10 protein-coding genes are annotated in these 12,097 nt (G+C 56.4%); 9 read left to right on the forward strand and 1 reads right to left on the reverse strand.

The window, feature by feature from the left end; genetic code table 11:
* The first annotated feature begins 26 nt into the window (after positions 1–26).
* The 4 genes from ileS to ispH are packed head-to-tail and all read left to right on the forward strand — an operon-like array spanning position 27 to position 4,772.
* Positions 27–2,843, forward strand: a complete 2,817-nt coding sequence (ileS, locus tag SERAS12_RS03260; RefSeq protein ID WP_013811450.1) for an isoleucine--tRNA ligase — start codon at positions 27–29, stop codon at positions 2,841–2,843.
* Positions 2,844–2,856: 13 nt separating this feature from the next.
* A complete protein-coding gene (gene lspA / locus SERAS12_RS03265; RefSeq protein ID WP_004950035.1) occupies positions 2,857–3,366 on the forward strand; it encodes a signal peptidase II in 510 nt (169 codons plus the stop codon).
* A gap of 1 nt (position 3,367) precedes the next feature.
* Positions 3,368–3,838, forward strand: coding sequence for an FKBP-type peptidyl-prolyl cis-trans isomerase (gene fkpB, locus SERAS12_RS03270; RefSeq protein ID WP_013811451.1), 471 nt, complete (start codon positions 3,368–3,370; stop codon positions 3,836–3,838).
* On the forward strand, positions 3,819–4,772 hold the full coding sequence (gene ispH, locus SERAS12_RS03275) for a 4-hydroxy-3-methylbut-2-enyl diphosphate reductase (RefSeq protein ID WP_013811452.1): 954 nt from the start codon (positions 3,819–3,821) through the stop codon (positions 4,770–4,772). Before fkpB ends, ispH begins: the two co-directional genes overlap by 20 nt.
* A gap of 300 nt (positions 4,773–5,072) precedes the next feature.
* Here ispH and SERAS12_RS03280 read toward each other — a convergent pair whose 3' ends face one another.
* Positions 5,073–5,996 (reverse strand): LysR family transcriptional regulator, encoded by a 924-nt coding sequence (locus tag SERAS12_RS03280; RefSeq protein WP_013811453.1) that lies wholly within the window; start codon positions 5,994–5,996, stop codon positions 5,073–5,075.
* A gap of 190 nt (positions 5,997–6,186) precedes the next feature.
* Here SERAS12_RS03280 and pvcA point away from each other — a divergent pair, with 190 nt between their 5' ends.
* From pvcA to carA, 5 genes are all read left to right on the forward strand, one after another.
* The gene (pvcA, locus tag SERAS12_RS03285) at positions 6,187–7,152 is read left to right on the forward strand and encodes an L-tyrosine isonitrile synthase (protein WP_013811454.1); all 966 of its coding nucleotides are present in this window, start codon (positions 6,187–6,189) and stop codon (positions 7,150–7,152) included.
* Positions 7,153–7,242: 90 nt separating this feature from the next.
* Complete coding sequence (locus SERAS12_RS03290) at positions 7,243–8,106, forward strand: TauD/TfdA family dioxygenase (protein WP_013811455.1); 864 nt, start codon at positions 7,243–7,245, stop codon at positions 8,104–8,106.
* Positions 8,107–8,130: 24 nt separating this feature from the next.
* Positions 8,131–9,390 (forward strand): glycosyltransferase, encoded by a 1,260-nt coding sequence (locus SERAS12_RS03295; RefSeq protein ID WP_013811456.1) that lies wholly within the window; start codon positions 8,131–8,133, stop codon positions 9,388–9,390.
* A gap of 263 nt (positions 9,391–9,653) precedes the next feature.
* Positions 9,654–10,475, forward strand: coding sequence for a 4-hydroxy-tetrahydrodipicolinate reductase (gene dapB, locus SERAS12_RS03300; protein ID WP_013811457.1), 822 nt, complete (start codon positions 9,654–9,656; stop codon positions 10,473–10,475).
* Positions 10,476–10,945: 470 nt separating this feature from the next.
* On the forward strand, positions 10,946–12,094 hold the full coding sequence (gene carA, locus SERAS12_RS03305; RefSeq protein ID WP_013811458.1) for a glutamine-hydrolyzing carbamoyl-phosphate synthase small subunit: 1,149 nt from the start codon (positions 10,946–10,948) through the stop codon (positions 12,092–12,094).
* The last annotated feature ends 3 nt before the right edge of the window (positions 12,095–12,097 follow it).

Genomic DNA, 12,097 nt, shown 5'->3' on the forward strand with positions numbered 1-12,097 from the left:
TAGCCGAAAACGGAACCGAGAATCTAATGAGTGACTACAAGAATACCCTGAACTTGCCGGAAACAGGGTTCCCGATGCGCGGCGATCTCGCCAAGCGTGAACCTGGCATGCTGCAACGTTGGTATGAACAGGATCTGTACGGGATGATTCGTACTGCCAAAAAGGGCAAAAAATCCTTCATTTTGCATGACGGCCCTCCGTATGCGAACGGCAGCATTCACATTGGTCACTCGGTTAACAAGATTCTCAAAGACATTATTATCAAGTCTAAAGGGATGTCCGGTTTCGACTCGCCTTATATTCCGGGTTGGGACTGTCATGGTCTGCCGATCGAACTGAAAGTAGAGCAGCTGTACGGTAAGCCGGGCGAGAAACTTACGCCGGCGGAATTCCGTCAGAAATGCCGCGAGTACGCCGCTGAGCAGGTTGAAGGTCAGAAGAAAGACTTCATCCGTCTGGGTGTACTGGGCGACTGGGATCACCCGTACCTGACCATGGACTTCAAAACCGAAGCCAACATCATCCGCGCGCTGGGCAAAATCATCAGCAACGGTCACCTGCTGAAAGGCGCGAAGCCGGTGCACTGGTGTACCGACTGCGGCTCTTCGCTGGCGGAAGCGGAAGTTGAGTATTACGACAAAACCTCGCCGTCAATCGATGTGGCTTTCCACGCGGTTGACGCAGCTGCCGTAGCGGCCAAATTTGGCGTGACCCACTTTAACGGCCCGGTTTCTCTGGTGATCTGGACCACGACGCCGTGGACGCTGCCGGCTAACCGCGCTATCTCGCTGCACCCAGAATTTGCTTATCAGCTGGTACAGGTTGAAGGCCAGTGCCTGATCCTGGCGGCCGAACTGGTCGAGAGCGTGATGAAACGCGCCGGCATCAGCGCGTGGACCGTGCTGGGCAGCTGTAAGGGCGCCGATCTGGAGCTGTTGCGCTTCGAACACCCGTTCATGGGCTTCGACGTGCCGGCAATCCTCGGCGATCACGTCACGCTGGACGCCGGTACCGGTGCGGTGCATACCGCGCCTGGCCACGGCCCGGACGACTTCGTGATCGGCCAGAAATACGGCCTGGAAGTGGCCAACCCGGTGGGGCCGAACGGCTGCTACCTGACCGGCACCTACCCGCTGCTGGACGGCAAGTTCGTGTTCAAGGCCAACGATCTGATCGTTGAGCTGTTGCGTGAGAAAGGCGCACTGCTGCACGTGGAAAAACTGGTTCACAGCTATCCATGCTGCTGGCGCCATAAAACGCCGATCATCTTCCGCGCTACCCCGCAATGGTTCATCAGCATGGATCAGAAAGGCCTGCGTCAGCAGTCGCTGGAAGAGATCAAAGGCGTGCAGTGGATCCCTGAATGGGGCCAGGCACGTATCGAAACCATGGTCGCCAACCGCCCGGACTGGTGCATTTCGCGTCAGCGTACCTGGGGCGTGCCGATGTCGCTGTTTGTGCACAAAGACACTGAGCAGTTGCACCCGCGCAGCGTAGAACTGATAGAAGAAGTGGCGAAACGCGTTGAGCAGGACGGCATTCAGGCCTGGTGGGATTTGGACGCGGCCGATATCCTCGGTGCTGACGCTGCCGACTACATGAAAGTGCCCGATACCCTGGACGTGTGGTTCGACTCAGGTTCGACCCACTCTTCGGTCGTGGACGTGCGCCCCGAGTTCAACGGCCACGGCGCCGACATGTATCTGGAAGGTTCCGATCAGCATCGCGGCTGGTTCATGTCATCACTGATGATTTCTACCGCCATGAAGGGCAAAGCGCCTTATAAAGAAGTGCTGACTCACGGTTTCACCGTTGACGGTCAGGGCCGCAAGATGTCCAAGTCGATCGGCAACACCGTCAGTCCGCAGGACGTGATGAACAAGCTGGGTGGCGACATTCTGCGTTTGTGGGTGGCGTCTACCGACTACACCGGCGAGATTGCGGTTTCCGATGAAATCCTGAAACGCTCCGCCGATTCTTACCGCCGTATCCGCAATACCGCGCGCTTCCTGCTGGCCAACCTGAACGGGTTCGAGCCGAGCACCGACTGCGTGGCACCGGAAGAGATGGTGGTGCTGGACCGCTGGGCGGTCGGCCGTGCGCTGGCGGCGCAGCAGGATATCGAGCAGGCTTACGCCAACTACGATTTCCATGAAGTGGTGCAGCGTCTGATGCAGTTCTGTTCGGTCGAGATGGGCTCCTTCTATCTGGATATCATCAAGGATCGTCAGTACACCGCGAAGAGCGACAGCGTCGCCCGCCGCAGTTGCCAGACCGCGCTGTTCCACATCGCGGAAGCGCTGGTACGCTGGATGGCGCCGATCATGTCGTTCACTGCCGATGAAATCTGGGGCTTCCTGCCGGGCAAGCGCGCGCAGTACGTGTTCACTGAAGAGTGGTACGACGGCCTGTTCGGTCTGGCCGAAGGCGAAAGCATGAACGATGCCTTCTGGGCTGAACTGCTGAAAGTGCGTGGCGAAGTGAACAAGGTGCTGGAACAAGCGCGTGCCGATAAACGCCTTGGCGGTTCTCTGGAAGCGGCGGTCACGCTGTATGCCGACAGCGACCTGGCTGAGCGCCTCACTAGCCTGCAAGACGAACTGCGCTTCGTGCTGCTCACCTCGGCGGCGCGCGTTGCGCCTCTGGCCGATGCGCCGGCGGATGCGCAGGCGTCAGAACTGGTGAAAGGTCTGAAGATTGCCTTCAGTACTGCAGAAGGCGAGAAGTGCCCGCGCTGCTGGCATTACACCACTGACATCGGCCTGGTGGCGGACCACGCAGACATCTGTGGCCGCTGTGTGATCAACGTAGCCGGCGACGGCGAAAAGCGTAACTACGCCTGAGAACAAGTGCCTGATGAGTAAACCAATCTGTTCGACCGGCCTGCGTTGGCTATGGGTGATGGTAGTGGTGCTGGTGCTGGATTTTGCCAGCAAGCAGTGGATCCTCGGTAACTTCGTGCTGGGCCAGTCCCAGCCGTTGATCCCGTCGTTCAATCTGTTCTATGCGCGCAATTACGGTGCCGCGTTCAGCTTCCTCGCCGATCACGGCGGTTGGCAACGCTGGTTCTTCGCCGGTATCGCTGTCGCCATCGTGGCGGTGCTGCTGGTGATGATGTACCGCAGCCAGGCGCAGCAGAAGCTGAACAACATCGCCTATGCTTTTATCATCGGCGGTGCGCTAGGCAACCTGTTTGATCGTCTTTGGCACGGCTTCGTGGTCGATTTTATCGATTTTTATGTGGGCAACTGGCACTACCCGACCTTCAACCTGGCGGATAGCTTTATCTGCGTGGGGGCGGCGATGATTGTGCTGGAAGGCTTCCTGTCGCCGGCGAGCAAAGGCGCAAAGAGTAAAGGTGAGTAATATGACGGCTCAGGTTAACGGTGACAGCGCCGTATTGGTTCATTTCACGCTGAAACTGGAAGACGGCTCAACCGCAGAGTCGACCCGCGGTAACGGCAAACCGGCGTTGTTCCGCCTGGGTGACGGCAGCCTGTCGGCACCGCTGGAAGAGCAACTGCTCGGCCTGCGTGCGGGCGATAAATGCGCCTTTACCCTGCAGCCGGAAGCGGCGTTCGGCGCAGAGAATCCGGATCTGGTCCAGTTCTTCTCACGCCGTGATTTCGCGGAAACCGGGGTGCCGGACGTGGGCACCATCATGCTGTTTACCGCCATCGACGGCAGCGAAATGCCGGGTGTGGTGCGTGAAGTAGCGGAAGAGTCGATTACCGTTGATTTCAACCATCCGTTGGCGGGCCATCCGGTGAGCTTCGATATCGAAGTGCTGGAGATTGACCCGCAGCAGGAGGAGACGCATGCAAATATTGCTGGCTAACCCACGCGGTTTTTGCGCCGGGGTTGATCGTGCGATCAGTATCGTTGAGCGCGCGCTGGAAATTTACGGCGCGCCTATCTACGTGCGTCACGAAGTGGTGCATAACCGCTACGTGGTGGACAGCCTGCGTGAGCGCGGGGCCGTGTTCATCGAAGAGATTGCCGAAGTGCCGGACGGGTCGATTCTGATCTTCTCGGCGCACGGGGTTTCGCAGGCAGTACGGGCAGAAGCCAAAGCCCGTGATCTGACCATGCTGTTTGACGCGACCTGCCCGTTGGTGACCAAGGTGCATATGGAGGTGGCGCGAGCCAGCCGCCGGGGTACCGAAGCGATCCTGATTGGCCATGCCGGCCATCCGGAAGTGGAAGGCACCATGGGCCAGTACAGCAACCCGAAGGGCGGCATGTATCTGGTGGAGTCGCCGGAAGACGTGTGGAAACTGCAGGTGAAGGACGAAAGCAACCTGTGCTTTATGACGCAGACCACGCTGTCGGTGGATGACACCTCAGAAGTGATCGACGCCCTGCGCCAGCGTTTCCCGAGCATTATCGGGCCGCGCAAAGACGACATCTGCTACGCCACCACCAACCGTCAGGAAGCGGTGCGCAATCTGGCCGGTGACGCGGACGTGGTGCTTGTGGTCGGGTCGAAAAACTCTTCCAACTCCAACCGTCTGGCCGAACTGGCTCAGCGCGTTGGCAAGCCGGCGTACCTGATCGATTCTGCGGCGGATATTCAGGAAGCCTGGCTGAAAAACGCCCGCAACATCGGCGTGACTGCCGGCGCTTCGGCGCCGGACGTGCTGGTCCAGGATGTCATCAGCCGCCTGAGAGCGATGGGCGGTGTGGATGTGCATGAAGTCAGCGGCCGTGAAGAGAATATCGTATTTGAAGTGCCGAAAGAGCTGCGTGTTGATATCAGACAGGTAGAATAAGCTTTTTGGCAAAAGTGTTACCGCGGGGAGCTATGGCTCCCCGTTTTGCATTTTGGGGATACGCTGCGGGAGAAATAGCAAAATTGAGAAGAGCTGATTCAAATTTTCTGTTACTTAAAGCCAAATTCGTTCTGACTATTTGAATTAACTCTGCAAGAATGATTATATTAGCGGAAATAAAGTCATTAAGGATAATATCATTAGGCTGCAATCTAAAAAATAACGCTCTGGTGCTGGTCAGCAATCGGCTGGAAAGTTAAAAAACTAAAATAATTGGTGTTACAGACACTTCTTATTTAATTAAGTGCGTAACTGGTCTACGGAATGTTGTTCTTTTTCTTTTAAATGGATTTTCATATGTTCCAGCAAACGGCGAACTTTTAATGGCTGGCTGTCACGGCGGGGCATAATCGCATAGCAATTAATCTCCGGTAATCGCCATTCAGGCAACACTTCCACTAAATCACCGCTGCGTAATTCACGTTCAACATTGACAAAGAAATTACGGATAATCCCCTTGCCGGCCAGCGCCAATTCTTTCATCGCCATGCCGTTATTGGTAAATAAACGCCCGGTCATGCGCAACCGGTGCTCATCGCCACTCGCGTGGTTCAGCCGAACAAACTGCGGGTTTCCCAAAGGGGTGAAGGTGACCCATTGATGGCGGGTTAAGGCCTGTGGAGACTCCGGCACGCCGTGCTCGTCAAGGTAGGCCGGAGAAGCGCACAACACTTCGCGAAAGCGCGCCAGGCGGGTGGAGACGTAGCTGGAGTCGGCCAGCACGCCGCCGCGGATCGCCAGATCTATCCGTTGGCCTATCAGGTCGATTTTCTCGTCATGGATTTCCAGCCGCAGCGTGATGCGCGGGTGGTCATCCAGAAAGCTTTGCAACGCCGGTACCAGATAATGGGTGGCGAATTCCGTGGAGGTGGCGACGCGCAGTTCTCCGGCCAGTTCGCCGCGCAGCGCGGCAATACGCTGTTGACCCCGTTCTGCGGCATGGATCATCAACACGCAATCCTCATAAAAACATTGTCCGGCTTCTGTCAGGCTCAGTGAGCGAGTAGAGCGCAGAAGTAATTGAATGCCCAGTTCGTTTTCCAGCTGGCGGATATGCTGGCTGACGGCTGAGGTGGTAATGCCTAATTCTTTGGCTGCCATGCTGAATGCGCCGCAATCGACAACTTTAGAAAAAATAGCCATGCGTTTTAGAATATTACTCATAGTTTGTTAAGTTCAACTTAACCAAGATTGTAAATTATAAGGGCTAATAATATAGCATTATCTCTTCTATATTGCCTGAAGCAGATAAACGCACGGTGAGACTTATTGCCTGCGCGTCATTCCTCTTTTTGATAAGTCTTATTGCGTTTGCGAATAAAATTCTTATGCCACATCTGAACAGGAGTTAATTGTGGATATTGCCCATATTGAAACCGTGTCATTAAAAATCCTCCATGAGTTATTACAATATCGGCGTCGCTTTCCCGGCCTTGAAACCTCAAATACTGAGGAGGAGCAGGTCGTTTCTCAGGTGCAATTGCCGCGTATCCGGGCATTCATTGCAAACAATCAGCGCATCGAATTTGTGCTGCCGGCCTTCCCGACAAAATCACCCAATACCAATAAAGTGATCGGCGCGACGCCCGATATGGCGGAACGACTATCGTTGATATTCCTTAATTCTCTGTGTCAGCGCATCCAGCTTTATTACCCGCCGGGGGCGCATATCGTGATCTGCTCTGATGGCCATGTGTTCGGTGATTTGATCCGCGTCAGCGACGATGCCATCAACCATTATCAGCGCGAAATTGAAAATCTGTTGCACGAGGTGGGGGCGACGCACCTGAGCGTGTTCAACCTGGGTGACGTCGAAGGGCTGGCGGAACATACCGACGACTATGACCTGCTGCGTCAACTGCTGGTCGACGGCTACGCCGAACCGGAGGAGGCCATCAAGCAGCAATTGATGCAGGACGAGCAGGGATTGCAACTGTATCGCGCCATTACCCGTTTTCTTTATGAAGACAGTCAGTTGCCGGGTTACAGCGGCTCCAATGCCGCATTGCAGAAAGACGCCAAACAGCGCGCCTGTGGCGTAATACAGCGCAGTTGGGCCTGGGGTAACCTGCTGGCCCAACATTTCCCGGCGGCGATACGCCTGTCGATCCACCCGCAACCCGCCGACAGCCTGAAAATGGGCATCCATATGATGCCGACCAAAGACGACTGGCTGACGCCGTGGCACGGTGTGGCGGCAAACGTCAACGGCCAGTTCGTGCTGATGAAGCGCAAAGACGCGCAGCAGCTGGCGGGTGAGCTGGTGGCGATCCGCGGCACGCCAAGTTATTACCTGATCGAACAGCCTCAGGTGGCGTAACACGCCACGTTACGCCCGCAGCGTTGGCGGGCGTGTTTTAACGGCACGGTTGCCGTGTGAGCAGCAAATTCGCTTCAAGGAGAATCACCGATGGACAATCAACAACTGAATTGCCGCATTGAACTGAATACCCCGTTTGGTGCAGTGCTGACCCCGCAACATCCCGGGCAACAGATCGGCGAGCTGCCGGTAGCGGCGCTGCGGGCGCTGGCGCAAAGGCACCATCTGCTGGTGCTGCGCGGTTTCGATTCCGGCTTTACCGATCCTCAGGTGTTGACCCGCTACGCCGGCGGTTGGGGAGAGATCATGATGTGGCCGTTCGGCGCGGTGCTGGACGTGAAGGAGCACCCGGACGCCAAAGATCACATTTTCGACAGCAGCTACGTCCCGTTGCACTGGGATGGCATGTACAAACCGACCATTCCGGAGTTTCAGTTATTCCACTGCGTGGCGGCGCCGTCGCAGGATGAGGGCGGGCGCACCACCTTTGTCGATACTGCGCGGCTGCTGGCCAATGCCGATGAGTCGCTGTTGGCCCAGTGGCTGAAGGTGTCCATTTCTTATCGGATCAAGCAAGTGGTTCACTATGGCGGCGAGGTATGTTCGCCGCTGGTGGTGACGCATCCGAGCGGCAGCGGGTTAATCATGCGTTACAACGAACCGCCGACGGAGGGCAAGAAGTTCCTTAACCAGCATGCGCTTGAATATCATGGCGTTCCGCAAGAAGAGCAGGAGGCTTTCCATCAGACTCTGCAACAGCATCTTTACGATCCCCGCCATTATTACGCCCACCAGTGGCAGCAGGGCGATGTGGTGGTCGCGGATAACTTCTCGCTGCTGCACGGCCGTGAAGGTTTCACCGCCCGCTCCGCCCGTCATCTGCAGCGCGTGCATATTCAGAGCAACCCGGTGTGCGCCAACCTGGCGCTGAAGCCGGCCAACGCAGAGGCTTAACAGGACATTATGGCAAGGATACTGATGGCGGCCGTCGCCACCCCAGGGCACGTTTACCCGATGCTGGGGATTGCCCGTTACCTGATTGCGCAGGGCCACCGGGTGCGAGTGATGACCGGTGCGCTGTTCCGCGAACGCGCCGAAGCGGTGGGCGCACAGTTTGTGCCTTTCGATGCGCAGGTGGATTTCGATTATCGCTACCTGGAGCAGCATTTTCCCGAACGCGCCGCGCTACCACCGGGCAATGCGCAGATGGCGCTGGCGCTGAAAGATTTCTTCGCCGCGCCGATCCCGTTGCTGGACCGGCAACTGAGGGCGGCGATAGCCGCCGAGGTGACCGATCTGTTGATGGTGGAAAACTGCTTCTACGGAGTATTGCCGCTGTTGCAGGTCACCGAGCGCCTGCCGGTGATCGGTATTGGCGTGACGCCGTTGTCGTTCTCGTCCGAAGATTCCATCTTTTACGGGCCGCGCATTCCCCCGGCGCTGTTGCCGCACGAACTGCAACGTGAACAGTTGGTGGACGAAGCCACTCGTGCCTTGATCGATGAGGTACAGCAGAGCTTCAACACCGCGATGGTGCAATCCGGCGGCGGGCCGCTGCAACGGCCGTTCACGGATGCGTTGATAGGCGGCTGCGATCGCTTTTTGCAACTGGCTACCCCGGCGCTGGAGTATTCGCGTGACGATCTGCCGGCAGGCGTGCGATTTATCGGCCCGTTGCGCAGTGCGGTGGCGGCGCAACAAGGCGGGGGCGAGTGGGATGAAACGGATCCTCGCCCGTTGGTTATCGTGACGCAGGGTACGTTGGCGAATGTCGATCTGCACCAGTTGATGGTTCCGACGCTAAAAGCGCTGGCCGGGTTACCGGTGCGGGTGCTGGCGACCACCGGCGGCCGCCCGGTTGATGGGGTGTTGGCGCAACTGCCGGACAACGCCAGAGTACGGGAGTTTATCTCTTTCGAGCACTGGCTGCCGCAGGCGGCGCTGTTGATCACCAATGGCGGTTATGGCTCGATCAACTACGCGCTGGATCACGGTGTGCCCTTGATTGTCGCCGGTACCGGTGAGGATAAGCTCGAGGCGGCTTCTCGGGTGGTGGCTGCGGGCTGCGGGATTAACCTGCATACCAGCGAGCCGGATGAGGCGCAACTGCGACAGGCCGTGCAGCAGGTCCTGTCACAGCCGGTTTATCGGCAGCGCGCGGCGCTGGTACAGGCCGACTATGCCCGTCATGATGCATTGGCGGCGATTGCCGAAGAGGTGGCAGCCTTAACCGGCTGAAAGTCGTCATCGAGTTCTTCTGGGCGCCCTTTGCGGCGCCTTTTTTTATGCAGGTTTCTCTCATCAAATTTGCATGATTATGTACAATTAAAAAACGGTTTTTATTTGACCAGTTGTTAACCCATTGACAACATTACTGATGAAAAGCGGGGGATATCATAATTTTCTAATTATGAAATGAATCTTCTGGCGGTGATCAGATGGGGCAGTTACCCTAAACCTATAGCCTATGGAGTAGGCGTCTAATCAAGAAGAGAGCAAGCATGACTGATTCACAAATCCGCATTGCGATTGCGGGTTCCGGCGGCCGCATGGGGCGCCAATTGATCCAGGCGGTACATCAGGTGCAGGGCGTGGTGTTGGGGGCTGCAGTGTCGCGCCCGGGTTCAAGTCTGATCGGCACCGATGCCGGCGAACTGGCAGGCGTGGGCAGGCTGGGCGTTACCGTCAGCGATAGCCTGGAAAAGGTCGTCGATGACTTTGATATTCTGATCGACTTCACCCGCCCGGAAAGCACGCTGGCGTATCTGGCTTTCTGCGTCGAACATCACAAGGCGATGGTGATCGGCACCACCGGTTTTGACGATGCAGGCAAAGAGGCCATCCGCGCGGCTGCCCAGCAGATTGGCATCGTGTTCGCCGCCAACTTCAGCGTGGGCGTCAACCTGGTGCTGAAACTGTTGGAAAAAGCCGCGCAGGTGATGGGCGACTACACCGACATTGAGATTGTTGAAGCGCACCACCGCCATAAAGTGGATGCCCCTTCGGGCACGGCGTTGGCGATGGGCGAGGCGATTGCCGGCGCGCTGGGGCGTGACCTGAAAGAGTGCGCCGTCTATGCGCGCGAAGGTTATACCGGCGAACGCGATCCCAAGAGCATAGGCTTCGCCACCATCCGTGCCGGCGATATCGTCGGGGAGCATACCGCCATGTTTGCCGACATCGGTGAACGGGTAGAAATCACCCATAAAGCCTCCAGTCGCATGACTTTTGCCACCGGTGCGGTTCGGGCGGCGTCTTGGTTGAATAGCCACGATAAAGGTTTGTTTGATATGCGCGACGTGCTCGGATTGGACCGGTTATAATCGATTTGAATACCATCGTGATGTGGTTGTATTGATCATAAGGCTATGATTAAAGGACAATAATTTCATTGTCCTTTTTTTTAACATTAAAAATGAAGAGTTTGTCTGTTTTTTGTTGGTTAATCATTATTTTTTATAGTTTACTTGTGTTTTATGGCGAGTAATCTCCCTGATAGATACTTTTTAACCGATAACAGACCGTTGGAAAGGTGATTTTTTGTCATTCTTCCTCGCAACCGTTTACCCACCCGAGTTTAGCTGTGTTTTTATGGCTGCTGACCCTATTAAACGTTGAGAAGTGCGAAAATAAGAGAAAAAATGGCGCTTTGGGTAGACAAGCGGAGCACTCATCATTAAAATGCGCCCAATTTGCCAAAAATTGGCCTTGAGGGCGGTTTTTGCATTGATTTAGATCGCGATATCTGAATTAATATGCAGATATTGTGATTGATTATTCCTCGGAGGGTGTTTTGATTAAGTCAGCGCTATTGGTTCTGGAAGACGGAACCCAATTCCACGGTCGGGCCATCGGGGCAGAGGGTACGGCAGTGGGGGAAGTGGTCTTCAATACGTCGATGACCGGCTATCAAGAAATCCTCACTGATCCTTCCTACTCTCGCCAGATCGTTACTCTTACTTATCCTCATATCGGCAATGTCGGCACCAATGCTTCCGACGAAGAATCCTCCGCGGTACACGCCCAAGGCCTTGTCATTCGTGATCTCCCTTTGATTGCCAGCAACTACCGCAGCGAAGAAGGCCTGTCTGAATACCTGAAGCGTCATAACATCGTGGCGATTGCCGATATCGATACCCGCAAGCTGACCCGCCTGTTGCGCGAGAAAGGCGCACAGAACGGCTGCATCATCGCCGCCGACTCACCGGACGCCGCGCTGGCGCTGGCCAAGGCGCAGGGTTTCCCGGGTTTGAAAGGCATGGATCTGGCGAAAGAAGTGACCACCAAAGAAGCCTACAGCTGGCAGCAGGGTAGCTGGACGCTTGAAGGTGAGCTGCCGGAAGCCAAGCCGGCCTCCGAGCTGCCGTTCCACGTGGTGGCTTACGACTACGGCGCCAAGCGCAACATCCTGCGCATGTTGGTGGATCGCGGTTGCCGCCTGACGGTGGTGCCGGCGCAGACCCCGGCAGATGAAGTATTGAAGATGAATCCGGACGGCATTTTCCTGTCCAACGGCCCGGGCGACCCGGAGCCTTGCGATTACGCCATCACGGCCATCAAACAGTTCCTGGAAACCGACATTCCGGTGTTCGGCATCTGCCTCGGCCACCAGTTGCTGGCACTGGCCAGCGGCGCGAAAACCGTGAAGATGAAGCTGGGCCACCACGGCGGTAACCACCCGGTGAAAGATCTGGATAACGACTGCGTGATGATCACTGCACAGAACCACGGTTTTGCGGTTGACGAAAATAACCTGCCGGCCGAACTGCGCGTAACGCACAAATCGCTGTTTGACCACACGGTGCAGGGCATTCACCGCACCGACAAAGCGGCGTTCAGCTTCCAGGGCCACCCGGAAGCCAGCCCGGGCCCGCACGACGCCGCGCCGCTGTTCGACCACTTTATCGAACTGATCGAGACTTACCGTTCTAACGCCAAATAATCA

The organism is Serratia sp. AS12 (assembly GCF_000214195.1).
Classification (GTDB): Bacteria; Pseudomonadota; Gammaproteobacteria; order Enterobacterales; family Enterobacteriaceae; genus Serratia; species Serratia plymuthica.